The following is a 25,486-nucleotide window of genomic DNA, read 5'->3' as shown; positions in this document are numbered from 1 at the left end:
GGGGCAGTTCATTGTTTGTGAATGTCACGCAATAGCAATGGTGATTTCGACACTGACCAGCCCGCCGAACCGACGACCGACACCAGGCCGCCGTCGTCTATTCATCGACGCTCGTTTCTCGCGGCGACAGGGGTGCTTTCGCTCGGCGCGCTCGTGCCAGCTGCTTCGTCCGTGGGTGCGGCGGAACCCGCGGACACGCTGAACGCGAAGACGCGAACCACCATCTGGACCGCGGCGATGCGCGAGAACGCCCGCCGCAACATCGACCGTTACGAGTGGGCGCGCGCGGAGCGAGACAGCGCCGTGGCGCTCGCAGACGATTATTTGGACCGATACAGTTTGGACGACCTCTGGAGCCTCGTCACTTCCCAGAAGATTCCGCGCTCGGGCGGGACGCGCGGGGAGCGAAGCGCCCTTGGGGGCATCTCCGACCCGGGGACGACCCGAGCGTGGAAGATGATTTCCGCAGACGGCTACACCCTGCCGACCAACGACTTCGCCGCCTACCGCGAGAGCGGCCTCGACGACCGTGGGATGTTCGACCCGACGCTCGCCGACGACTCGTTGCTCGTGAACGAAGAACACCCCGAGATGGGCGAGGGCTGGGGCGTCGACGATGGGTACGGCTGGATTGACGAAGCCGGCGACATCATGGGCCCAGGGACGCGACTGAACCTCGTCGCCTATTACAATCACTGGCACGTCTGGCGGCCCGGGGGGATATTGCGCATCGTCCGCGCACTTTCCCGGGCCTACCTGTTCACCGGCGAGCAGCGCTACGCGCGGGCCGGGACAGTCCTGCTCGACCGCATCGCCGACGTGTACCCCGAAATGACCATCGCGGACTACCAGCAACCAGACTACTGGAACAACCACGGCGGCCGACAGACCGGGAAGGTCATCGGCGGTGGGTGGGAACCGAATCTGGTTCGGGACATCCTGCGGGCGTACGACGCCTTCTTCCCCGGACAGGAGGGAGATGCTGAACTCGTCACCTTCCTCCAGTCGAAAGTCGAGCAGTATCCCGGACTCTCCGCGAAAGATTCGGTCGAGAAGATTCGTTCGAATATCGAGGACGGCTTCGTCAGGCAGATGCTCCCGGCGGCGAAGAACTCACAACTCGTCCTCACCCGGGGTCAACTCAGCACGGTTGCCATCTCCGCCCGCGTCCTCGACGAGCCAGACGGCTACACGAGAGACGCCCTCGACTACATCTATCGCCCCGGCGAGGAGAAGTTCGTCGGCGACGTGTGGAACGAGGAACCGGAAAACTGGATTACGACGGGCGGCAACATTCTCGCGCCGCTCGTCGATTCGGTGGACAGAGACGGATACTTCAACGAGACGGCTCCGCTCTACAACAGTATCCGACAGAGTTCCATCCGGCAGGTCGCAGACGTGCTCAAGGGCTACGATGCCTTCTCGGGGTCCGACCTCTACCAGCACCCGAAGTTCAGACAGACGCTGCTCCAGAACGCCCACCTCATCCTGCTCGACCAGCACACGCCGGAACTCGGCGATACCCACGTCCAGGAGTCGGGCAACTATCTGAACAAGGCGAGCATCACGAACGGCTTCGACCTGACCGGAGACGACATCTACGCCCAACTCTGGTACTACCTGAATGGAGATACGACGACCGGCATCCGCGGCGGCATCTTCGAGTCGGAACCGGAAACTGTCGGTGACCAGGTGCAGGAAATCATCGACGCCGATGGGCCACTCGACCTCCCGAGCGTGAACCTCGCGGGATACGGCTTTGCCGCACTGCGCGACGGGAAAAACTACCTCATGCGGGATATCGGCGCGGTGCAGTACGACTTCCTCTCGGTGCCCATCGTCGAGAGTTCAGTCGGGACGAAACGTTTCGAAGGCAGCGGCGTGATTCAACTGGAAGCCTACGACGCAGGCGAGCACATCACCTTCGAGGTGGAGGTGGCTGACGCAGACAGCTACGCCCTCGAATTCACCTATTTCGAGGCGACGAGTTACGGCATCTACGACGTGCTCGTCGATGGGGAAGTCGTGGGCCGCCACGACTTCTACTCCCCGCAATCGGGGATGCACGGCGAGTTCGACCGGTTCGCAGCCGACGTGAACCTCTCCACAGGAACCCACACCATCACCTTCCGAAACGTCGGCAAGCATCCCGACTCCTCGAACTACAAGTTCGCGGTCGGCAAACTGCGCCTGCTCGACCCTGCGGCACAGGAGGCGCTCGCCGAAGTCGAGGAGAAGGGCAACGCGAAACGCGCCGTCTGGCTCTACTACGGCCGAAACAGCCTCGTCGCGGGTGGCACGTTCCACTCTCACCGCGACACGCTGAACCTCGGCGTCGCGGCCCACCAACTCGAAGTTTCCCCCGACCTCGGCTACCCGGAGGAGACGGGCCACTGGCCGAAACGACTCAACTGGACGGCGAACACGGTGAGCCACAACACCGTCACTGTAGACGAAGAAACGCAGCACTCTGCCTGGTCCGGCCTGCCCCGACACTTCGACGGGGGCGACGAACGCGTCCAACTCGTCGACGTCGAAGCGCCCGAAGTGTACCCGCAGACCGACAAATACCGCCGAACGACGGCGCTCGTGAACGTGGACGACCAGCGGTCATACGCGGTCGATTTCTTCCGCATCGTCGGCGGCGACGACCACGTGTTCAGCTTCCACGGCTGGGTCGGCGACGTGGAGACGACGGGTCTCAGCCTCACCCAGCAAGCAGGCGGATCCTACGCGGGCGAAACCGTTCCATTCGCAGACCCCACCTACAACGAGACGGTTGGAAGCGGCTTCAACTACCTCGACAACGTCGCTCGCGACGACAATCCAGCCGCGAAGGTGAGCGTAGACTGGGACATCGAAGACTACTGGGGCGTCCGAGCAACCGACGCGGATATTCGCCTTCGCCTGACCTCATTCGGCCCGTTCGACGAGGTGGCGCTCGCGGACGGCCACCCGCCACAGCGCGAAGGGAACCCTGACCACCTTCGCTACGCCCTGCTCAGGCGGTCTGGAACCGCGCTCAAAAGCACGTTCGCGTCACTCATCGAACCCTACGAAGGCGAGCGATTCGTCCAGTCGGTCGAGGAAGTCCCCGCCGTCCCCGAAGACGAGACGAACGGGACGGCGCGAGCGCTCAAAGTCACACTGACGACGGGGCGAACCGACTACGTCGTCTTCACGACGGCTCCGCAGACGACTCACACGGTGGACGAGACGTTCGACTTCCGCGGGTTCTTCGGCCTGTACTCGACGGAAAACAGCGAGTCCGAGTACGCCTACGTCAACGACGGCACCCACCTCGAACCGCTCGGGGAGAAGCCACTCATCAACCAGCCCACGGGCCGCGTCCGCGGGTTCGTCGAGGAGTTCACGAAGGGAATGAAATTCGACAACGAACTCGTCGTCCGTGTGGCCGACCGCTACCAGAACAGAATCGACGACATCTCGGGGTGGGCGTTCGTCGATAACGACGGCAGCGGCGGGTGGCGAGGCGACGACGACCCCGAGACGCCCATCTGGGGGCGCGGCAAGCGCGGCCTCGGAAACGGGGCGTACGAAATCAAAGGCGTGAGCGAGCGAGCGGAGAATCTCGTCACCCTCGACGTGGGCGACCAGACATTCGTCCGGCAGTTCGAAGACCCGGACCAGCTCGAAGCCGGCGGCTACGAGTACATCGTCGAAGCGGGCGACGACGTGCTCATCCCACTCACTGCTGTCTGGAGTCGGGACTGAGGGCGGAGGCGTCCCCACCTTCCGAACGACCGCGACGCAAGCATACAAGTACCAGTTGTGAGTATGACAACATATGACAGCTGTTACTGTCGCCTTCATCGGTACCGGACCGAATCCAGAGAATCCGCAGTGGGGAACCAGTGCGGCGATGGCCTACCGCCACGCCCGCGCCTACGACCACCTCGACCAGTGTACACTCGTCGCCTGCGCCGACCTCGTCCGCGACCACGCCGAAGCTTTCGCCGAGGAGTTCGGCTTCGACGCCGTTTACGAGGACTACGGCGAGATGCTCCGCGAGGTACAGCCGGACGTCGTAAGCGTCTGTACGCCGGTGCCGACCCACGCGCCCATCGTCACCGACGTCGCGGCGAGCGGCCACGTCCGCGCCATCCACTGCGAAAAACCGATGGCGAGTGTCTGGAAGGACTGCGAAGAGATGGCCGCCGTGTGCGACGAACACGACGTACAGCTCTCGTTCAACCACCAGCGCCGATACGCAGAAGAGACGGAGACGACGAAACGACTGCTCGACGACGGCGAACTCGGGGACATCGAACGGTTCGAAATCGGCGGCCTCAACCTCTTCGACTTCGGCAGCCACCTCATCGACCTCTGTAACTACTTCAACGGCGAACGCCCCGCCGAGTGGGCGCTTTGCCAAATCGACTACACGGAGGAGAACGTCCGCTACGGGACGCACAACGAGAACCGCGCGCTCGCGAGTTGGGCGTACGAAAACGGCGTCAACGCACTGCTCGCGAGTGGAAGCGACGCGGACCTCGTCGACTGCCTCGTCCGCGTGTGCTGTACCGGCGGAACGGTCGAACTGTGGCCGGACGACGGCGAGGCGACCATGCGCGTCCGCCGAACCGGCGAGGAAGCGTTCGAGGAGTACGAGTGCGACGAGCGCCAAATGATTCTCGGCGCAATCGAAGACGTGGTCACCAGCCTGCAGGACGGCACAGAACCCCTCGTCTCCGCGGCGAACGTGCTGAACGCGAACGAGATTATCTTCGGCTGCTGGGAGTCGGTCAGACAGCACGGGCGCGTCGAATTCCCGATCGACATCGACGACAACCCGCTCGAATCGATGGTCGAAGACGGGACTTTCACGCCTGCTCCCAAGGAGTGAGTTGCGAGCTGAGGTGAATCGACGGTCAGCGAGAGTGCGACGGTGACTGAAGTTGGCGCTCGCCCGATTCGACGAGTTCGGCGAGTGCATTGCCCTCGGTTTCGAGCGGAAGGTCGATGCGACCCCGTCGCTTCGCAGACTCCCAGACGGCGAAGACGAGTTCCGTCGCTCGCATCCCATTTTCGGCGCGAAGGGACGACGGCGTCCCCGAGCGATACGATTCGACCACGTCCCGCAGGGCGACTTGCTGGCCGTTCATTGGCGGGACGTCGAGGGCCTTCCAGCCGCCGTTGTCACAGTGGAGGACGCGCACCGTCGGGTCCTCCCAGAAGCGAATTTCGACGCGCGCCTCGCTCGTGAGCAGGCGCAGTTGCGGGCCGAGCACCTCGCTCGCGTGCTCGCCGGTCGCCGCGAGACCCGACACGCCCGAGTCGTACATCCAGAGGGCGAGGCCCTGGTCTTCGCTGTGCATGTCGGTGTACCACACGTTTTCGGTGCGGTAATCGACCTGTCCGAGCACCCACGAGACGGGCGTGTCGCCCGCGAAGTAGTTCGCGAGGTCGATGTTGTGGATGCCGGTTTGCATCAAGTCCGCACGCGAGACTTCGACGCGTTCGAGGCGGCCGAGGTCGCCGCTGTCGAGGAGGTTTTTGACGGCTTTGACCGCCGGACGGCCGCGATTCTGGAAGTTGAACGTGAGCGCGACGTCCGCCTGCCGACAGGCCTCGACGATGCGCTTGCAGGCACCCCACGTCGGGGCGATGGGTTTCTCGCAGTGAATCGCGCCGACAGCATCGCTCGCAAGGCAGTCTTCGACGAGCGGTTCGTGGGTCTGGGGCGGCGTGCAGATGCTCACGAGGTCTACGTCCATCGACGCGAGCAGTTCCGCGTGGTCGGTGAACACGGCCGATTCGGGGAGGTCGAATTCGTCAGCGAAGGCAGCCGCGTTCTCGGCGTCGATGTCGGCACATCCGACGACGTGACAACCTTCGACGGCTCGGTAGGCGTGAGCGTGGCGGTAGCCCATCGAATAGCCCTTGTCGTCTCGCGTCTCGTCCGGAGCGGGGCCGGTCCCGATAATTCCGACTCTGGTGGAAGGCATCGTTATCGACTGGTCGTCGTCCAGCGTGAAATAACCCCCTGAAGGCACTAGCCGGGAAGGCAGTCGATTAGAGCCGGCGAATCAACGTGTAGGTTCCCACGAGCGAGAGCGCGAGGCTACCGATGATGACGGCGAGCGCACCGATGAGGCCGGCGACGTGTCTGAGCCCGGTCTCGCCGGGGGGAGCGGGGCCGGCAATCGTGCCGATGACGAAGCCAGTCACCAGCAACACGAGTTCGAAGACGAGGAACGCCGAGAGCAGTTTGTGCTCGGCCAGTGTGGCGAGCAGGCCGCTCGAACGTGGTGCGTTCGTGGCCGTCTGCGTAGAGTTCGACATACTTGCATATCCAGCCGGGAGAGCATAAGTACTGTGTTACCGTGGACCACCACACAGCCAAAAAAAGGAAGCGCGACCGGGCCGGTCAGTGCTCTGCGACCGTGTCTGGGGTCGTCTTCATGTGCCGCGCCCTGATGCGCGGGTTGAAGATGCGGTCCATGCCTTGACCGAACAGGATGAGCCCGAGCGAGAACACCACGATGGTCAGGATTGGGACCAGAATCCAGTGGACGGCGTTCATGTTGTACCACGTCGCAGACGAGTAGGCGCTCTGAAGCATCACGCCCCAATTCGCCGTCGAGTAGGGCAGAATGCCGAGGAAGTAGAGTGCCACCGAGGAGATGATGACGCTGCGAGCACGGCCCACGAAGTTCACCATCACGAGCGGCATCAGGTTCGGGATGATGTCGATGAACAGGATGCGCGGCGTGGACAGTTGCATCGTCCGAGAGGCTTCGACGTAGGACTTGTTGCGAAGCGTCAACACCTGCGAGCGAAGCGCCCGGGCGAAGCCAGCCCAGCCGTTGATGGTGAGGATGATACCGACGACGAACGGATCGCGCGGCTGGAGCAGCGTCGAGATGACGATGATGAGCGGCAGGCCGGGAATCGTCATCAGGATGTCTGCAATCGTCATCATCGCCCGGTCGATGGACCCACCGGCGTAGCCAGCGAACACGCCCCAAATGAGGGACATTCCGGTGGCGAACACGGCTCCACCGACGACCATCTTGAGCATCGCGGGCGTCGCGTGAACCGTCTGGGCGAACAGGCTCTCGCCGAGGTCAGAGGTGCCAAGCGGATACTCCATGGTCTGGAACGGCTGGAGCAACACCGGCCCCTTGCCCGCTTCTGGCGGGGCGACGACGAGGACGCCGACGGTGCCCATCAACACGAACACCGTGATGATGCTGAGCCCGACGAGCGCCCGCCAGTCCTTGCTGATGACGCGGAAGGTGGTGAGCACTTTCTCGTCGAACGCCCGCCAGTACTGCTCCCGGCGGGAAAGCGACGTTCCCGAAACTGCGGTGAACGGCGACCCGGCGTCCGGCGTTTCGATGCCGCCATTCGACGCCTTGCGCGAGTCAGGTTCGTCCGCGCTGGTGGAGACCGCCGACACGAGACCGTCGCGAATCCCGCGGACGAATCGAACGAGTGATTCGAGCGAGATGCCGCCGCCGTAGGACTCGCGGGTGGAGCTGCTGCCCGCCCGTGGGTCGACGAACCCGTACGTGAGGTCCGCGATGTAGACACCGACGATGACGCCGATCGTGATGAACAGGAACGACCCCATCATGAGGGGATAGTCGCGAGCGCTCACCGCCTCGAACATGTAGTAGCCGATGCCGGGGTAGTTAAACAGCGTCTCCAGGATAATCGACCCACCGAACAGCGACCCGATGGAAATCATCATGCTCGTGTACATCGGGAGGATGGCGTTGCGGCCGACGTATCGCGTCGAGATGATGCCGTCTGGCAACCCGCGCAGGCGGGCGACGCGGAGGTAATCCTCCCCGAGGACGCTGATGCTGTTCCCGCGCATTCCGAGGGCGATGCCGCCGATACCGGTGATGACCAGCGAGAGAATCGGCAGCGCGCTGTGCTCGATGATGGTCAGGATGAACGGGAGGGTGAATCCCGGTTCCGCGTGCGCGCCGACCCGGCCGCCGATGGGGAACCAGTCGGTCGAGTACGAGAAAATCCAGAGCATCACCACCGCAAAGACGTAGTAGGGAACCGATTCGATGAGAATCCAGGAGATGGAGGAGGCCACGTCGAAGCGCCCGCCTTCCTTGTACGCCATCGCCGCGCCGTAGGCGATGCCGATGGAGAAGATGATGACCATCGACACTGCAGAGAGGTAGATGGTCCATGGCAACGCCTGGATGATGATATCGAGTACTGGTTCCTGATACCAGATGGAGATGCCGAGGTCACCCTGAAGCATCGAGGACATGTACGAGATGTACTGGACGTGGAGTGGCTGGTCGGGCCGCAGATTCGTGTAGGACTCCATCATCACGTTGAGTTGCTGGGGGTCGATGTCCTGGTTCATCATCTTCGCCATGAAGTAGTCCTCTGGTCCCCCGGGCATCCACCGAACCATCACGAAGGTGAAGGAGATGACGCTGAACAGCGTCACGATGGCTTGGACCGTCCGACTGAGTAGATATCTATTCGAAGGCATGTGGGTATCGTTGGGTTAGGTTGAATCGTTCGGGAACCGATAAATACGTGCGGGGTAGCTGGGTTACTTCGACTTCGCCTGTAACTTCCCTTCGCGAATCATCTCGCGAGTCATCACGCCGTAGCGCGTGCCATTGTATTCGTCCTTGTTCGGGTAGTTCCAGGCGTCGCTGGTGACGACCTGCTGGCGCGTCTCGTGGGAGACGGGGATGACGAACATATTCTGGTTGAACACCCAGCCCAGTTCCGTGATGAGTTCGGCCTCTTTGTCGCCGCTCGCCTTCTGCAGGGCGGAAATCTTCTCACGATAATCGACGGTCTGGAGGTCGCCGTTCGGGTCGCCAATCGGGTACGGCGCTTGCACTTCAACCTCAGAGAGGCGGTTCCAGGCCGGGCCGCTCGTCTCGCCGCTGTAGAGGAACTTGTAGTCGTAGTACGGAAGCGGATTCCACCGCTCACCGAACGCCCAGCTCGCGATGGTCCAGTCGCCCTCGCGGTAGCGCTTCCAGTAGGTGGAGGCATCAGAGACTTTCATCTCCGCGTTGATGCCGAAGTCGTTCAGTTGCTGGACCGCGATGGTCGATTCTTTGATGCGGTCCTGTGAGTTCGAGTCGACTGGCAAGACGAGGTTCCACTCGTCGCCGTTTGGCATGTACACGGAGTCGTCTTCGACAGAAAAGCCAGCATTCTCTAAGTGTTGAGTCGCCTTCTCTGTGTCTGGTTCGTAGGTGGAGAATTTGTCGAGCGTGTCAGCAGGAATATAGCTTTCCGTGACTGAATCTGGCATTCCAGTGAAATGAGTGACGGGCGTTGCAACGAAGTTAGACGCCTTCGCCATCTGCTGTTGGTCCAGGATGTAGTTGAGCGCCATCCGGACGTCGCGGTTGCCGTAGACGTCGTCGTTCATCATGAACATGATGGCGTTGCCGCCGAACTTCGGCGTAATCCAGGCGTCGTGGTGGTCCGGCAGTCCCTCTAAGAACTCGTTGGACATCGCCCACACCTCGGCGTCGAGTTTGTCTGCCTTGAGCAGCGACATGAGGGCGTTCGCGTCACGGACGATCTGGTACTCGAGTGAGTAGTTCAGGTTGTCCGCGTTCGGGTAGTGTTCGTTCGGCTCCATGAGGACGAACTGGTTGTTGAACTCCGACATCTTGAACGGCCCACTCGTCTTCGCGTGGAGGTCCTCCATCGAACTGTCCCACGGATTGATGGTGAGTTCCTGGAGTTCCTTCTGGATGGCCTTCGTCTCGTCTTCGGAACTCGCTTCGTCGAAGCGTTTCGCGTAGTCGCCGTAGAGCGACTCGGGCGTGCTCGCGGCCGAAATCAGGAACTCCATGCCGAGGATGTTCCTGCTCGTATCGGGGGCAGTGAGTGAGATTTCGACGGTCCGGTCGTCAGTCGCCTCGATGGAGTCGAACAGTTCGCCGACACCATACTCCATGCCTTTGAGAATCTTGTAGTGGGTGGCGAAGTCGTGTGCCGTAATCGGGTCACCGCTCGCCCACCCGTAGGAATCCGACATCGTGACCGTCAAGATACCGTCAGCGACGGAGAACTCCTCTGCGATACGCGGGAGGAACTCGCCAGTTTGGGGGTTAAACTGCATGTACCGGTCGATGGCGATGGCCGAAATCTCCCCACCCTTTCGCTGCGGATTGTAGCCGTTCATCCCCCACGAATTCTTCTCGAAAGGCATGTTCGGATTCGACGCCATGGTGAGTTTGTTGTCCATGACACTGTCACCACCATCACCAGTGCCAGTGCCAGTGGTGTTTCCGGAGTCATCCGTGCTGGTACACCCCGCGACTGCCCCGGCAAGGCCGGTGGCTGCCGTCAGCCTGAGCAGTCGGCGGCGGGAGATAGCATCGTCGCTCGTACGGAGAGTTCGCTCGTGCGCCATGCATGATAGTTATTGACCAACATATTAACCATTTCCCAAAGTGAAATAATTCAAGAAGTAAATATATGAGTAAAATGAACCTGTTGGAGGTGCGGACAGTCACCTGGCTACAGGGATGCCGGATCGCTGACCTGTTCGAGCGACGTTCCGTCGCTAAATCCCTCCGGGCGGTCTTCGAGCCGTGTGACCAGCCGACTGCGCCAGCGTTCGAGGGTCTCCGCGTTCTCCGGTTGCGTTGAGAGATCTATCTCTTCACCGGGGTCTTCGGCCAAGTCGAACAGCAGCTCCTCACCGGTGACGGGGTTCCAGACGTACTTCGTGGTCGCATCGACGAGGTAGTGCATCGCGTTGTCGTCGTGGTAGATAGGCCCGTGTTCGCCGTGGTAGAACTCGCGCCACGGGGCATCGGGGTCGGTCGAAAGTGCTCCAAGGTCGCGACCCTCCACGGACGGCGGGATATCGGCACCGGCGGCGGACAGCAGCGTCGGCATGACGTCTTCAAGGCCGACGGGTTCCTCGACGAATCGCCGCTGGGAGGTTGCCATCGACTCGGGAAATCGAAGGATGAGCGGGACCCGAGCGGAGCCCTCGTATGCGTAGGTCTTTCGCCAGAGGAGGTGGTCGCCGAGCATGTCACCGTGGTCTGAGAAGAAGACGACGACGGTATTCTGGAGTTCGCCACGCACTTCGAGGTCCCTGAGGAGTCGGTTTATCTGGTGGTCGACGTGCGTAATCGAGCCGTAGTAGCCAGCCCGGGCGCGCTGTTCGACCGTCGCGGGCAGGTCGGCACACCACGCGCTCGGTTTGGGATGGTCGGGAACGTACTCCCCGTAGACGCGCTCCGCCCAGTCGCCCCGGTAGGGGCCGGGCAGGTTCCGGTCTGCGTACATGTCCCAGTAGGGCTGGGGCGCGTCGAACGGCTGGTGGGGTCGAACGTACGAAACGGTGTGGAAGAACGGGCGCGTCGGGTCGCGTTTCTCGAAAAATTCGAGCGCGCGGTTCGTCGTCCACGTCGTCGGATGGAGCGATTCGTCGAGGTGCCACGGGCGGGGGTCCCACGAGTTACGGCCGATTCCGTGGGCGGTTTCACTCGAATTACCGCCGGTTTGCCGGTCGAGCCACGCCGAGTAATCGTCCGCCTCGCCCGCCAATCCCGCGTGGAGGACGATATGTTCGAAGCCGAAGTGGTTGCGCTGTGGCAGCGAGTGGGTCTTGCCGGTCAGTCGCGTCTGGTAGCCAGCGGCGGTGAGTAATTCCGGCAGCGTGTTCGCGAACGACCACGGTTCTGTCGTCCAGTTCGGACACCCGTTCGTCGCGGGCGTCTGGCCGGTCCAGAGACATCGCCGTGCTGGAATCGACGACGGTGCGGGGGTGTACGCGCGACTGAACAACGTCCCCGTCGCCGCGAGGTGGTTCAGGTTCGGGGTGTGAACGATCGGTTCCCCGGCCCCGTCGTGGGGTGTTGCGGGGTCCGCACCGATGGTGTCGCCTCGCTGCTGGTCGGTCATCAGCAACAGGATGTTCGGACGGTCAGGCATACCTCACTGCTCACAGGTGGGCGTAATAATTCTTTACCGGAAGCCGAGGGTTACTGGTGCTCGATGGCCAGTCGAACGCGCGCTTGGCCATCGGTTGCTGACGTGGTGAATCGAGCACGCCACACGTCCGGGAAGTCCGCGGGTGGGAATCGACGCTCCGTCTTGTCGATGTTTCCCTCCAGTCGCTCGACCGACCGCTCGACCGCGTTAGCACTCGTCACGGTCGCCGACCTGGTTTCGCCGACGATGCGAACACCGCCGTCGAATGGTTCGATGGGGAAGTAGGAGACGAGCACCGACGTCAGGGTTGCGTCCGATTCGTCGAATCTCGCCGTGTCTTCGAGGGTCAACAGACCCGGCTCCGTGCGGGAAAGCGAAAAGCGACGGCGGAGCGCCGCGAGGCCGGCCGCACGCGGGTAACAGGCAGTAAGGTCGAGTTCGAACACCGACTCGCTGTCGGTCGTCGCACATCGCTCGACGGTCGCGGCGTGTTCCTCCCCGACCATCTGCTCGTGGCCGTTTACGTACGGAACCGAGTGCCCGAGTGACCGAGCGGCGAGGTACTCGTATCGCCGGTCGGTGAAGTAGTAGTTGTCGTAAGTGTGCGCGCCGAGGTCCGTGAGCAGCGACTCGCCTCCAACGTGGTACACGAACGACCCGCAGTCGTTGTGGTTGTGCGATTCGCCGTTGTGTCCGCCCTTCGCGGCGACGACGAGCGCGGACTCGTCGGCCGGGTCACACCGGGCGAACCACCACCCGTGCCCGGACAGCAATCTGCTGGTCGGGTGGTTCGACGGCGGAACCTCCGGTTCACTGTCGGGACACCAACAGAGCGTTCTAATGGATTTCGAGAACGGACGAATCGTCTCTGCGAGCGGCGGTGTGCGGTCCGCAGCCTGAAACGCCCGCCAGCCCAGCGCCGCGAGGCGTGGGAGGTCGAATCGGTCGCCAAGCCAACATGCGAGATACGGTTCGACGGCGTGAGTTTCGTCCGCGTCCGAGAACGCCGGGTAGCGGCCCGGGCGCAGCGCGATGCGAACGGGATACTGCGCGATTTCGCGCACCACCGGCGGTGTGAGCAGCGACAGTTCCCCGGCCGTCCGGGTCTCCAGCGTCGCCGCGAGTTGGACGTAGTTCTCGAAGCCGTAATTCCAGTAGCCGATTCCTTCGGGCGTACAGCCATCTGCGTCGAACGACTGGATGTAGTGGTCCAGATTCGCCACCGCACGCGAGACGAGGCTGGCACGGCGGTCGAGGTCACTTTCGAGGTACATCGCGGCCATCCCGACGCCGGCGTTGCAGACGGCGTTCCAGTTGTTCGCCGGGGGACGCATCCACCACATTTCGCGCCGTTCGAAGGGCTGGAACACACGCCGGTCTACTTCGGTGCGGATTCGAGACCGGAGCGCGGGGTGGAGCTTGTCACCCAGGACGTAATCGACCTCGCCAAGAAGTTTCGCGATTTCGGCCGGTCGCAGGGCGACGTTTCGCGAGGCAGGCGGGGCATCGACCGGGAGACCGTCACAGCGCTCGCCTTCAGCGAGATTCGCGGGGTGGAGCCAGGTCGTCTGTTCGCAGAGCGCCCACGCATAGTCGAGAATCGTCGCGGTAAATCGGCCGTCCCGTTCTAAACACGCCGCGAGCACCAGCGTCGAGAGGGCTTGCATGCGGTCGAGCATCGGTCGCATCACCGCCTTCTGTGAGACTTGCTCGTCCTCGTGATAGGCGAGGTACTGACTGGCCGGATACGCGGGAACGGGTTCACCCACGAAGTCCGCCGCCGCATCGATGTGGGAGTCCGCGAGCGACCGGGTGTGCTGGCCGGTACGAAGCGACTCCCAGACGCTAGCCGCTTCGTACTGAGGAACGGAGAATACGCGATCGGCCGACTCGAACGCTCGGCGAATGACGGCTGCGTTCCAGTCGCGGGGTGGATACGCGTGGTCAGTCATAGTGCGACGATGCGTCCGGGTCTGTGATGCGCTCGATTCGCGGGGCGATGCTGTAGTTGTAGTAGAAGACCCAGAACACGGAGACGACGGCGGCGGGAGCGACGATGAGCGCGGGCGACAGGTCGGTGAACAGTTTCTCTACGTACACCCCGGAGATGACCGCACCGAGGGTGTACATGTACCGAACGAAGTCACTTCGGGTGACGTCCATGTTCCGAACGTTTGCGAACGAGTGACAAAGTTCTTTGCCCAGCGACCGTCGGCCATCGGGCGATTCGCCCGGCGGAAGTGGTCGAGACGTGAATTCTGACCAACTGTTTTGTATCACAAAATTCTCGATGAGGATGCCACAGACAAGCGTCTCAGCGTCTCTCTGGGTCGGCGCGTCAGACAACCACCCATGCAGATTCATGTACGATTACAGCCCTATGTCTGTAACGGACGACCGCACAGCCACAGCGGGTAGTGTTTTGTATTATCAAACGATTTTGCCTGGTAGGCAGTCGTCCCTCGCAGCACGTCGCTACGACGCTCGGTGTGAACGCGGCAGCCGGGGGTCGAATAGGGTGTGGCCGAGAACCGACCGACACGGGCCTGTGATTCGGCGTGACGAAACGCGCCGACCGTCAGTCGAACCAACACTTATGGCGATAGCCCGCCCCACCACGGCCATGGTGACAGTTGAGGGGCCGCGACTCGCGACGGCGGACGACTTCCCCGGTATCCACGACCTCGTAGACCGGGCGTTTCACAAGGAGCGCGGGGGAATGGCCGCCCGCATCCCGACGTGTTACGACGAGCAGTTTCCAGAACACCACGCCGTCATCTGTGAGGAGGGTGCAGTCGTCGCGCACGCGGCGGCCGTCCCGGAAACGCTGGTCGTCGGCGACGGCGATCTCGCCTGTCGCGGCATCGGCGGGGTCTCTACGGAGCCGGACTGTCGCGGCAAGGGCTACATGAGCGACCTCATGGAGTTCTGGCTGGACCGCGCCGACGCGGCGCTCTTCGAACTCGGAGGCGACCGCCAACGGTACGGTCGGTTCGGCTGGGAAGACGGCGGGCGAGAACTCCGGTATCGCATCACCGAACGGTCGCTGTCCGCCGCTGAAACCGCCGCTGAGACCGCCGCCGAGGGTCGTGCCTACACCGCGGGCACCGACCTCGAAACCCTTCGTGGGGTCCACGAGGCAGAACCGCTCCGCGTGAAGCGAACCCGACGAACGAGCGAGCGGTTGTTCGGCAAACGCGGCGTCGAGACACTTGTGGTCGATGCTGACGACCCATCCTACCTCTGCGTGGACCGCGAGCGTCGCGAGGCAAACGTCGTGGAGTTCGGCGGAACCGAAGCGGGAGTCCGCGCCCTCTTACAGACCGTGTTCGCGCAATTCGACATCGACTCGCTGACCGTTCGAACGCCGCCGACCCACCGGTTGAATCCACTGTTCCACGAGGTGTCTTCGGTGTGGACCACTGCCCCGCTCCGAAAGGTGAACGTCCGTGACCTCGGGGCGGTGCTCGCGGCATTTCAGCCACAGATGACAGCTCGCCTCTCCCGTCACGACGTCGAACCGGAGACCGTGAGCCTCGCCATCGAGGGCGAAGAGGGCGTCGAGTTGCAGTACGAGGGTGCGCTTTCTATCTCGCAGACTGACGACCCCGACATCACGCTCGGGCGGCGCAAACTGACGACGGTGCTGTTCGGCGAACCGTCACAGGGTGCGACAGTGCGGCGGCGGTCTCCGCTGCTCGAAGCGGCGTGCCCGCTCACCTATTTCGTCTGGCCGAGCGAACGGGTTTGAGCGTCGATAGTTTTAGTTACTATCGCGGAGAAGTGAACCTATGTTAGAGATTACCAGGCTTCGGAGCGCCGATATTCAGGCCAGCCATCGGCTCTCTGCGAGTGCTGGCTGGAATCAGGTACAAACGGACTGGGAACGATTGTTGGCGCTCTCCCCCGATGGATGTTTCTGTGGGCGGACGGACGGGGAATTGGTCGGTACGACCTGCGTCGTCACCTACGCCGACGAACTCAGTTGGATTGGGATGGTTCTGGTTGACGAATCCCACCAGGCGAACGGCTACGGCACGGCGCTATTCGAACGCGGCCTCGAACACGCCCTCGATAGCGGGACCAACAGCATCGGTCTCGACACGAACGACGCGGGTGCAGATGTGTTCCGGCAGTTTGGCTTTCGAGAGACCGCCACAATCGAACGCTGGCACGGCAACCTGGGGACGGTAGAGACCCCCCACGACGCGACGATCCTCTCACCGGCACAGATTGCAGACCTCTACGAACTCGACGAGGAACACCTCGGTATCGACCGCAGCGCACTGCTCTCCTCGCTGCTCTCTGGAATCGGCGTCTCGGGAATCGGCGTGTACGACCAACCGGGTGAGTTGGCCGCCTACGCCATTCTTCGCCCCGGCAAGGTCCATCCGCAGGTCGGTCCCGTCGTCGCACCGGACGCAGATTCCTTCTCTGCGCTGTTGAATCAGGTCACGTCGATTCTCGCGGACCCGCGAATCATCATCGATACGCTTCCCGAAGCCACGATTCGGTCCCGACTCGATGCCCACGGACTCGCCCCAATACGGGAGTTCTCCCGGATGACCTATGAATCAGACCAGTCGCTGCTCGCAGACGGCGACGTTCGTGCGGTGGCTGGCGTGGAGTGGGGGTAACCGTGTCGGGTGAAAACCTATATACAATCCCGGTTGAATTTCCGTATCATCACGAACTCACTCCCCGCACCTACTGCCCATGAATCTGAATGACCAAACCCACGCGACACACGACCGCACGCGAGACACAATCCTCGAAGTGCGCAACGCGAGCGTCTCGTTCGATATGGACCGCGGCAAATCCAAAGTTCTGGACGACGTCTCGTTCGACATCCACAGAGAGGAAATCCTCGGCATCGTCGGCGAGTCGGGATCGGGAAAATCGATGTTCGCCGCCGCCCTGTTAGACGCCGTCGTCGAACCCGGCGTGCTGACCGGCGAAATTACGTACTACCCCGAATCCGGCGACCCGATTGACGTGCTCAACTTCTCCCCGAAAGAGCTGAAGAAGTTCCGCTGGGAACAAGTCTCGATGGTGTTCCAGGGGGCGATGAGTTCGTTCAACCCCACCATCAGCATTCGGGCGCACTTCAAAGAGACGCTCAAAGCCCACAACGCAGACCAGAGCGAGGGGATGGAGCGGGCCCACGACCTGCTCGCTGACCTCTATCTCGACCCGGAGCGCGTCCTCGATTCGTATCCCCACGAACTCTCGGGTGGGATGCAACAGCGAACTCTCATCGCCCTGAGTCTCGTCCTCGACCCCGAGGTGCTGGTGATGGACGAACCCACCGCCGCCCTCGACCTGCTCATGCAGCGGTCGATTCTGAAACTGCTCCAGGAAGTCCAGCAGAAGTACGAATTGACCATCATCTTCATCACCCACGACCTGCCGTTGGTCGCAGAACTCGCGGACCGTCTCGCGGTGATGTACGCCTTCGAGTTCTGTGAAGCCGGACCGACCGACGATATCGTCCGTAACGCGGCCCACCCCTACACGCGTGCGCTGCTGAATTCGACGCCGAATCTCGACGCGCCAATCGACCAGATGCGCGCCATCGAGGGGTCGAGTCCGGACCCGGTAAACGTCCCCGTCGGGTGTTCGTACAACCCGCGGTGTGAACTCGCAACCGCGAAGTGCCGCGAACAGAACCCGTCGTACCAGTCGGTGACTTCTGACCACGTCGCCACCTGCTTCTACTGGGAGGAAGCACGCGAAGAGATTCCACTGAGTCTTGCAGCGAATCCGGAGGGAAGCAAATGAGCACCGACCAACCTGTCCTCTCGCTCGAAGACGTCGAAGTCCACTTCGAGAAAGAACGCGGCTTCCTGAGCGCGTTCTCCGACCCGGCGACGGTGAAGGCCGTCGATGGCGTCTCACTGGACATTTACGAGGAGGACGTGGTCGCGCTCGTCGGCGAATCCGGCTGTGGGAAAACCACGCTCGGGAAGACGGCGATTGGGCTTCAGCGCCCGACCGGCGGGGCGGTCAAATATCGCGGCCAGGACGTCTGGCAGGCCAAAGACCGCACGGGCGACGTGGAGATTCCGCACGTGGACATCCGCAGAGCCCTGCAAATCGTCCATCAGGACCCGGGAAGTTCGCTCAACCCCTACCGAAAGGTCAAGAAAAGTCTCGAAGAACCGCTGAAGCGGTGGCACCGGGACCTGAACCACGAGGACCGTGAAGTGCGCATCCTCGGGATGCTCGAAACCGTCGGCATGAGCCCGCCACAGGACTACGCGAACCGCTACCCACACCAGCTCTCGGGCGGGGAGAAACAGCGCGTCGCACTCATCCGAGCACTGCTCATGAATCCCGACGTGATTCTCGCGGACGAGGCCGTCTCAGCGCTCGACGTGTCCCTCCGGGTGGACATGATGAACCTCATGCTCGACCTCCAACACCACTTCAACACGTCGTTCCTGTTCATCGCCCACGACCTCTCGAACGCCCGCTACATCGTGGAGAAAGCCGGCGGGCGCATCGGCATCATGTACCTCGGGCGACTCGTCGAGATCGGGCCGCCCGAACAAATTCTGAACAACCCACAACACCCGTACACCAAGGCGCTGCGGTGGGCTTCGCCGACGCTCGACCCGGACAACGTCGCCACGGGCGAGCTGCCGATGCGGAAAATCGACATTCCTGACCCGGTGAACCCGCCGAGTGGCTGTCGGTTCCACACGCGGTGTCCGGAAGCGCGGGAGATTTGCACCCGCCAGTCGCCGGCGCTCAGCGACAGCCCCGACGCGCCGAACCAGCAGGCGGCGTGCTTCCGGGTCGAAGATGACCACGAGTACTGGAATAGCGAACCACTCCCAGCGGAGACGGAACTCGACGCGCCCGCAGAAACGCAGTCCGATTGAGGGCGGGCGTTTCGAACGCGGTCAGAATTCGCGACTTCGACACCGGCGCAGCATGTAGCCCGACACCGCCACCAGCGGCACGACGAGCGCGACGTTCAGCATGCTTACGTAGTAACTCGCAGAGTCGGGTTCGACGAGGGCGAGCGAGACGGCAAGCAAGACGAGTAAGACGACGCTTATCGTGAAGGCAACCTGCCAGAGCGCAGGATTCCCACAGACGAAATCCCAGAATTCCTCGCGCATGTCCCACCAGTCGGGGCATCCCGAGTTAAACGTTGGCGTGTCGGATGCGTGAACACCGTTGTGAAAAACGACCGTCTATTGTGGACACGCACCCGGACCCTCGGTCGAGGAACCCGACGCGATGCCCGTCTCGCCGTCGGGCGCGGTCGTGACGAATACGATTGTACAGCCAGCTTCGTGAGCGTCGTCCCCGGTGTAGTCTGCCGTCAAAGTCGCGTCGCCGGTTGAAACGCTGACGACGTACGTCGCCGGGTCTGCGGACCAGGCGGGTTCGACAACCTGCTTCGTCTCTGCATCGAGCGTTAACGATTCGGTGGCGACCTGCTCGTCGTCGCGCTCGACGACGAGGCGGTAGTCGTGGGCCTCGTCGTCCATGTTCTGGACGTGCAGTTCGCCGAGCGTCGCGCCCTGCGAACTGGTGGTCAGGCTACCGAGACAACCTGCCGTGCAGGCGAGCGACCCGGCGGCGAGCAGCGTCCGGCGCGTGAGTCGGGAGGGGGCCATATCACCGCGTTCTCAGCAGCAGTTTGTAACGGTTCGCATCGCGGAAGGTTGGACGGAGTAACACTTACTACCACGGCACATGATTCTCACCCATGCGAGATGGTCCTGTTAGTGACACGCAGCCTGAGCGCGCCGACCGGCGAGCGCGCCAGGACCCGAAGAGTTCTGCCAACCGATTGGTCGCCCGGCGCGACCCGGTCCCACAATCAGAGAGCGGGTTGCTCTCCCGGGATTACCAGCCCCGACACGGCGGTCCGGAACTCATCACCTCCTGGCCCCTCGGCCCCGCGCCGGGGCAGACCGAACCGGGGAACGTCGATTGGGAGGTTACAGAATCGTCGTGGGTGCAACTCCAGCGCAACCTCACGGTGAATCACTTTCTCGGCCCCATCGAGTACACCAAGATTTACGCCGGTGTCAGGGGGCGAGCGCGGGTCGAAGGTGGAGGGACGCTCTCGCTGCGACTCGAACCGCTCCACCTCGAAGGCGACGAGTACGAGACGACGATTACGCTCACGAACGTCGCGGACGAACCGTTCATGACGCCGATGGTGGAGTTCACGCCGGATCGCCGCGATTACAGAGAGCACTCGTTCATCGGCCGCGAGATGTACGGCGGGTACGTCCTCTCGGCGAAGGTCGAGGACGGAATCGGCTACCTCGACCAGGGAACCGGCGTCCACCTCTGGAGTGAGTGACGATGCAGACGATTGGCCTCCTCTACGACCTGCACATCTGTATCGGGCGGTACGAGTACGAAGACGAGCGCGTCCAACACGCCGCCATCGAGAAACTGAACGAGGTGGGCGTCGACTGGACGCTTGCCGGTGGCGACCTGCGACTGCTCTCGCCATGGGAGGAAGAGACCGAGTGGGGCGAGTGGCACGGCGACCCCGACGACGCCTTCTACCCCAGTGAGTTCGGGCGGGCGAAGGAACTGTTGGACGACAAACTGGAGAGCGACTACTACGTCATCCGCGGGAACAACGAGCGACCGATGAGCGCCTACCGAAAACACTTCCCCGAAGACGAGTTCCCGCTCTGGTTCCACTTCGAGGCGGATGGGGCGCGATACGTCTTCCTCGATTCCAACCCCCACGAGGGCTACCACCCACTCACGGAGATTCAGAACTTCGTGACGGCCCCGCAAATCTCCATGCTCGAACGGCTCATGGACGAAGACCCCGAGATTCCGACGTTCGTGTTCTGCCACGCGCCGCTGTGTAAGCACACCGAACTGGACGACAACTGGGAGACGAAATCGAAGCCGTACTTCTTCGTCCTCAACTACCAGGCGGTCCAGAGCGTGCTCGCCCGGGGCAACACCGTGCTTGTCAACACCGGCCACTACTACTACGACCACGGCCGCGGGAGCAAGGTCGAAAACGGCATCGAATTCGTCCTCGCACGCCACCTGAGCCACATGTCCGAGGAAGCCGATTACGGCGGCGACGTGCGCTGGATGAACGTCGATACCGAGAACCGAACCGCCGAGGTCTGGTACTACGACGTCGGCGCGGACGAGGAAGGCATCCTGACCGAGACGAGCTGGTAATTCGGCCACGCGAATTTTTCCAGCCCACCCAAAGAGTATTGACCGTCCTACGTGATACTCAGTTGAGATGCGAACAGTGAGATTTCGTGACCACACCGGTCACGTTCGGACTGGCGAGTGGACCGACCACGGCATTCGAACCGCGAGCAGAGAGTACGACCCCGAGTCGGTAGACATTCTGCCCCCCTGTGAACCGACGAAAATCGTCTGTCAGGCAGGCGGCTATCAGGACCACCGCGACGAGAGTGGCCGCGATATGCCAGCGCGCCCTGACTTCTTCCTCAAGGGGCCGAACACCGTCGCCGGCCACGAGGACGGCGTCGAACTGCCGCCCGGCAAGGAGACGGTTCACTTCGAGGCGGAGTTCGCCGTCGTCATCGACAAACAGTGCAAGGCCGTGAGCGAAGACGAGGCGATGGACTACGTGCGGGGCTTTACCTGCGTAAACGACATCTCGAATCGCGACGACCAGCGGGCGGAGCAAAACTGGGTGCGCGGGAAGGCGTTCGATTCCTCGCTGCCGATGGGGCCGGTGCTCGCCACGCCCGACGAGGTGCCCGCGGACGCCCGCCTCCAGTTGCGACAGAACGGTGAAGTGAAACAGGAGACGACCCGCGACATGCTCATCTTCACCGTCCCGGAACTCATCGCGGAGATAACCAAACTCATCACGCTCGAACCCGGCGACGTCATCGCGACAGGGACGCCGTTTGGCCCCGGCCCGCTCGCAGACGGTGACGTGGTCGAAGTCGAGTTCGAGGGCGTCGGCACGCTCACGAACTACGTCGAATCCCAGAACTGAACGGTCGAAAGCGGACGTACGGGGACGATTGTACCCGGTCAGTACGTCGCTTCGATCAAGCCTTTCATGTAGCCGATGGCGAACAGCCGACCCTTCGACTCGTAGCCAGCGGACTCGTTCTTTTCACCGGACATCGTTGGGACGTGGTCCGGACGAGCTGGGCCGTCGAATCCGATGTCGCGGTAGGCCTCCATCGCCGCGTGCATGTTCGTCGGGCCGTCGTCCTGCCAGACCTCGACGAGGGTCTCTGCGTCGCCCTTGATGTCGCGGAAGTGGACGAACGAGATGTCGTCGCCGAAGTGGCGAATCGTCTCTGGGATGTCCGCGCCCATGGCGACGAAGTTCCCCTGACAGAAGTTCACGCTGTTCGCCTCGCTCGGGTAGATGTCGAGCATGCGGTCGTACGCCTCGACGCTCGTCATGATGCGGGGCATCCCACGGACAGGGCTGAGCGGCGGGTCGTCGGGGTGCATCGAGAGACGCACGCCCGCGTCCTCCGCGACGGGGACGGCACGTTCGAGGAAGTATTCGAGGTTCTCCCAGAGGTCCTCCTCGGTGACGCCGTCGTAGGGAACCGGCGGGCCACGTTGCATCTGTTCGTGATCGTAGGCGGTGGTCCACGACCCCCCGCGGGTCGGGAAGGTCGTCGTCGTGCGAAGCCACCAGAAGTGGGTCATCCAACTGTAACAGAGAATGGGAATGTCGAGTTGCCCCATCGTCTCGACGAACTCACAGAAGCGGTCGATTTCCTCGTCGCGCCCGTCGAGGCCGAGCCGCGTCGTGTCCGTGAGCGGCGTCCCCGCCTCGATGACGCCCACGTCGAGGCCGGTCTCCTCGAACGAATTTTTCAGCCGGAGGAGGTCGTCGAACTCCCACGGCGTGTCGCCGCGTCGTCCGTTTTCGACCTGACTCATGTAGGGATGGATGACTGCCTGTTCGACGCCGATTTCTGCGGCGAGGTCCCACCGCTCGTCACGCTTCGCTGGAAGCGCCAGTGCTGTCTTGATATTCCTTCAACTCCACTGACACCGACGGGAGTGTGGTAGATTATTGTTTCGGCGAGCGAGGCGGAACAACGCTTAATACGCCGTTGGGTGATACAAACGCATGCACCTGTTAGCGATAGTTGCGCATCCAGACGATGCGGACATCTTCTGTGGAGGAACCCTCGCGAAACACGCCGCCCGCGGCGACGAGGTTACCATCGCCTACATGACGCGAGGAGAGTACGGCGGGTTCGACACGACGGAGGCTGAAGTTGCGGAAACGCGCGAAGCAGAGGCGCTCGCAGCCGCGGAGACGCTCGGCGCAAGCGCAACCTTCCTCGGATTCGAAGACGGGCGGGTGACCTACTCGCTCGAAAATCGACTTCGCATGGTCGAGACGATTCGCGAGCACCGCCCGGACCTCGTCCTCACCCACTTTCGCGACGACATGCACCCAGACCACCGCGCGACGTCGCGCCTCGTCACCGACGCCTACTACATGGCGGCGTTACCATTGGTCGAGACGGACCACGACCCGTGGGAACCGGACAACGTCTACTACTTCGGCAAGCCAACCTCGTCGTTCGAACCCGACGTCGCCGTGGACATCACCGAGTTTCAATCCCAGAAGGAAGAGGCGATTCTCGAGCACGAATCGCAGGTCGAGTGGCTCGCCGCCCACGGTGGCATCGACGCCGAGTTCGAGGGGCTCGTAGAGGACACACGGGCAAGTGCACGGACCTTTGGCCGCGTTCACGGCGCGGGGTACGCAGAGGGGTTCTCGTCGCTGCACAAATCGGCCAGACAGTTCCTCGGCGAGTAGCATAGAATATGGCCAACAACACACAACAGAGTTGTCGTTGTTGACACGGCCTGATTGTCAGTTCAGAAAATGAGGAGAACGTGAGAGACCAGTTTTCGTCGTGTTGACGTTGAACCAAACTTAGACATGATGGAGATTTTTCGAAGAATCGAGAACAGAAGCGAATGAAAATTATTTAACATGCAGGTAGTGTGTCACTCTTGCCTGGTTCGAGAATTGATGTGAAAACACGAGAGGAGTGTATTAATAGCACAATTCTCGAAGGTAGTGAAGGGTCCATGGCAGTGAGAACCTTCGGGGTGTCAAACCGGATGGTCACCACCCCGAGAGGGCAGTCCTCGCGCGACCGGAATCGAATGCGTCGGTGTGCGTCGCCAGATTGACTCTCAGAGGTGGTGAGAGAGGCGGTCTGCGACGTATTCGGCCTCCTCGTCCGTGAGACACATCGGATTGATGGTGAAGGCCGCATCGGCAAGGGAGTCAGCGCCGACGAAAATTCGCGGCGTTTCACGACGGAGCGCGCTTACAAGGTCTGTGGCGTCCGTTTCCGCACTCGAGGCATCGACAGTAACGAGAATTTCGGGGGCGACGGCCACTTTCTGCCCGCCAGTCACCTCGTAGGTAACACCGTCGAGGGTGTCGAGGGTCTCGGTGAAGATGTCGATGCGGGCGTTCCACTCCCGTTGGAGTTCGGCCGTGTCCTCCTCCATGAACAGCTCTAGCGCCCGAATGAGTCCGACGAGTTCCTCCTTCCCAACTTTGAGCGAGCGCCCGATTCCCTGGCGTGGGACTCCGTATAGTTTCATACGGTTTATCAAGTCAGTTGGCGGTTCCCAGACTTCGGCTGCGGCATGCATGTCCAGGTGTTGGAGGGCAGCCGATTCGATGAGGGCTGCCCGACCAGCGAGGATGCCTGTCGACTGCGGGCCGCGAATCGCCTTCCCCCCACTGAAGACGACCAGGTCCGCCCCGAGGTCGACGAACCGCGAGAGGTTGCGCTTTGGCGGGAGTTCGGCCGCTGCGTCCACGATGACCGGCACATCGTGGTCGTGAGCGATTTCGACCACCGTTTCGAGGTCTGGCGTGGTGTACTCCTTCTGGACGTAGGCGACCGCAGCAGTGTCCTCACCGATGGCGGCTTCGATTTCCCACGGTTCGGTATTCGCAGCCCCCGTCCCCAGGTAGTGGTCGTTCGTCCCGACGTCCACGATGGTCGCCCCAGCAGCCCGGAGCGCGTGGTCGTAGCCGGTTCGATGGGTGCGCGGCATCACGATTTCGTCGGCAACACCCGTCGTGTCCGGGAGCTGGGCCATGACGCCGAGGTCGTCGCCTGCGATACAGGCCGCCGCGCCGAGCAACATCGCCGCAGACGCGCCGCTCGCGACGTATCCCGCCTCCGCATTCGTACACTCCTGGATGAGCGTGCTCGCCCGGGCTTGCAAATCCGAGATGCGAACGAAGTCTTCGGCGGCACGGGCCATCGCCTCAACCGCCTCCGGGCGAATTCGGCTGCCGCCGATGCGCGTTTTCGTGCCAGTGGCGTTTACGACACGGGGGACGCCGAGGTCGTCGTAGATAGAAGTTCCTGACATGGAGTTCACATCTTACGGTCACGGGCGGTCCCGATAAGTTCGGGGGTCGTGGGCGATCCCGACCATCAATGAGTGGTGGTGTCTACGAGCCCACGGGACAGTTCACAAATGTATCAGTCCGAACCGGCAACCGGTGCCGCCTCATTCGCCAAACCAGCAT

At 62.3% G+C, this 25,486-nt stretch carries 19 protein-coding genes and 1 pseudogene; 9 read left to right on the top strand and 11 right to left on the bottom strand.

Going from position 1 to position 25,486, the window contains the following annotated elements; all coding sequences use genetic code 11:
• Positions 1–21: 21 nt before the first annotated feature.
• Both P0648_RS19090 and P0648_RS19085 read left to right on the top strand, forming a co-directional pair.
• Positions 22–3,735 carry a heparinase II/III family protein gene (locus P0648_RS19090; RefSeq protein ID WP_277506452.1) on the top strand — a complete coding sequence of 1,238 codons (3,714 nt, stop codon included), beginning with the start codon at positions 22–24 and terminating at the stop codon, positions 3,733–3,735.
• A 73-nt stretch (positions 3,736–3,808) separates the two neighbouring features.
• The gene (locus tag P0648_RS19085) at positions 3,809–4,867 is read left to right on the top strand and encodes a Gfo/Idh/MocA family protein (RefSeq protein WP_277506451.1); all 1,059 of its coding nucleotides are present in this window, start codon (positions 3,809–3,811) and stop codon (positions 4,865–4,867) included.
• Between the two features lie 25 nt (positions 4,868–4,892).
• On the opposite strand, the gene P0648_RS19080 is transcribed toward P0648_RS19085, so the two are convergent.
• The 7 genes from P0648_RS19080 to P0648_RS19050 form a co-directional block, all read right to left on the bottom strand.
• Entirely contained in the window at positions 4,893–5,969 is a 1,077-nt protein-coding gene (locus tag P0648_RS19080; protein ID WP_276248774.1) for a Gfo/Idh/MocA family protein, read from the bottom strand.
• Positions 5,970–6,036: 67 nt separating this feature from the next.
• Positions 6,037–6,306, bottom strand: a complete 270-nt coding sequence (locus tag P0648_RS19075; RefSeq protein ID WP_276248773.1) for a hypothetical protein — start codon at positions 6,304–6,306, stop codon at positions 6,037–6,039.
• Between the two features lie 85 nt (positions 6,307–6,391).
• Positions 6,392–8,494: an ABC transporter permease subunit gene (locus tag P0648_RS19070; RefSeq protein ID WP_276248772.1), complete on the bottom strand. Its 2,103-nt coding sequence runs from the start codon at positions 8,492–8,494 to the stop codon at positions 6,392–6,394.
• A 63-nt stretch (positions 8,495–8,557) separates the two neighbouring features.
• Positions 8,558–10,396 carry an ABC transporter substrate-binding protein gene (locus P0648_RS19065; RefSeq protein ID WP_277506449.1) on the bottom strand — a complete coding sequence of 613 codons (1,839 nt, stop codon included), beginning with the start codon at positions 10,394–10,396 and terminating at the stop codon, positions 8,558–8,560.
• A gap of 107 nt (positions 10,397–10,503) precedes the next feature.
• A complete protein-coding gene (locus P0648_RS19060; RefSeq protein WP_277506448.1) occupies positions 10,504–11,934 on the bottom strand; it encodes an arylsulfatase in 1,431 nt (476 codons plus the stop codon).
• Between the two features lie 50 nt (positions 11,935–11,984).
• Positions 11,985–13,886, bottom strand: a complete 1,902-nt coding sequence (locus P0648_RS19055) for a heparinase II/III family protein (protein ID WP_277506446.1) — start codon at positions 13,884–13,886, stop codon at positions 11,985–11,987.
• Positions 13,879–14,097 (bottom strand): hypothetical protein, encoded by a 219-nt coding sequence (locus tag P0648_RS19050; RefSeq protein WP_276248768.1) that lies wholly within the window; start codon positions 14,095–14,097, stop codon positions 13,879–13,881. The genes P0648_RS19055 and P0648_RS19050 overlap by 8 nt, the downstream gene beginning before the upstream one ends.
• Before the next feature lie 460 nt (positions 14,098–14,557).
• Here P0648_RS19050 and P0648_RS19045 point away from each other — a divergent pair, with 460 nt between their 5' ends.
• From P0648_RS19045 to P0648_RS19035, 3 genes and pseudogenes are all read left to right on the top strand, one after another.
• Positions 14,558–15,685 carry a GNAT family N-acetyltransferase gene (locus tag P0648_RS19045; RefSeq protein ID WP_276275012.1) on the top strand — a complete coding sequence of 376 codons (1,128 nt, stop codon included), beginning with the start codon at positions 14,558–14,560 and terminating at the stop codon, positions 15,683–15,685.
• 40 nt (positions 15,686–15,725) lie between these two features.
• A complete protein-coding gene (locus tag P0648_RS19040) occupies positions 15,726–16,571 on the top strand; it encodes a GNAT family N-acetyltransferase (RefSeq protein ID WP_276248766.1) in 846 nt (281 codons plus the stop codon).
• Positions 16,572–16,650: 79 nt separating this feature from the next.
• Positions 16,651–18,821, top strand: a pseudogene (locus P0648_RS19035) (ABC transporter ATP-binding protein).
• 21 nt (positions 18,822–18,842) lie between these two features.
• Here the strand turns inward: P0648_RS19035 and P0648_RS19030 are convergent.
• Positions 18,843–19,064, bottom strand: coding sequence for a hypothetical protein (locus tag P0648_RS19030; RefSeq protein WP_276248765.1), 222 nt, complete (start codon positions 19,062–19,064; stop codon positions 18,843–18,845).
• Between the two features lie 75 nt (positions 19,065–19,139).
• On the bottom strand, positions 19,140–19,568 hold the full coding sequence (locus P0648_RS19025; RefSeq protein ID WP_277506444.1) for a hypothetical protein: 429 nt from the start codon (positions 19,566–19,568) through the stop codon (positions 19,140–19,142).
• A gap of 92 nt (positions 19,569–19,660) precedes the next feature.
• Here P0648_RS19025 and P0648_RS19020 point away from each other — a divergent pair, with 92 nt between their 5' ends.
• From P0648_RS19020 to P0648_RS19010, 3 genes are all read left to right on the top strand, one after another.
• Positions 19,661–20,266, top strand: coding sequence for a hypothetical protein (locus tag P0648_RS19020; protein ID WP_276248763.1), 606 nt, complete (start codon positions 19,661–19,663; stop codon positions 20,264–20,266).
• A gap of 2 nt (positions 20,267–20,268) precedes the next feature.
• On the top strand, positions 20,269–21,123 hold the full coding sequence (locus P0648_RS19015; protein ID WP_276248762.1) for a metallophosphoesterase: 855 nt from the start codon (positions 20,269–20,271) through the stop codon (positions 21,121–21,123).
• Between the two features lie 67 nt (positions 21,124–21,190).
• Entirely contained in the window at positions 21,191–21,925 is a 735-nt protein-coding gene (locus P0648_RS19010) for a fumarylacetoacetate hydrolase family protein (RefSeq protein ID WP_277506442.1), read from the top strand.
• Positions 21,926–21,963: 38 nt separating this feature from the next.
• On the opposite strand, the gene P0648_RS19005 is transcribed toward P0648_RS19010, so the two are convergent.
• Positions 21,964–22,932 (bottom strand): mannonate dehydratase, encoded by a 969-nt coding sequence (locus P0648_RS19005; RefSeq protein ID WP_276249005.1) that lies wholly within the window; start codon positions 22,930–22,932, stop codon positions 21,964–21,966.
• 100 nt (positions 22,933–23,032) lie between these two features.
• On the opposite strand from P0648_RS19005, the gene P0648_RS19000 reads away from it, so the two are divergent.
• Positions 23,033–23,734 carry a PIG-L deacetylase family protein gene (locus tag P0648_RS19000; protein WP_276248760.1) on the top strand — a complete coding sequence of 234 codons (702 nt, stop codon included), beginning with the start codon at positions 23,033–23,035 and terminating at the stop codon, positions 23,732–23,734.
• 386 nt (positions 23,735–24,120) lie between these two features.
• On the opposite strand, the gene P0648_RS18995 is transcribed toward P0648_RS19000, so the two are convergent.
• Positions 24,121–25,326 (bottom strand): aminotransferase class V-fold PLP-dependent enzyme, encoded by a 1,206-nt coding sequence (locus P0648_RS18995; protein WP_276248759.1) that lies wholly within the window; start codon positions 25,324–25,326, stop codon positions 24,121–24,123.
• Positions 25,327–25,486: the final 160 nt, after the last annotated feature.

The sequence above is a fragment of the Haladaptatus sp. DYSN1 genome (assembly GCF_029489995.1).
In the GTDB taxonomy this organism is placed as follows: domain Archaea; phylum Halobacteriota; class Halobacteria; order Halobacteriales; family Halococcaceae; genus QDMS2.
This window is presented reverse-complemented; position numbering and strand designations above follow the sequence as displayed.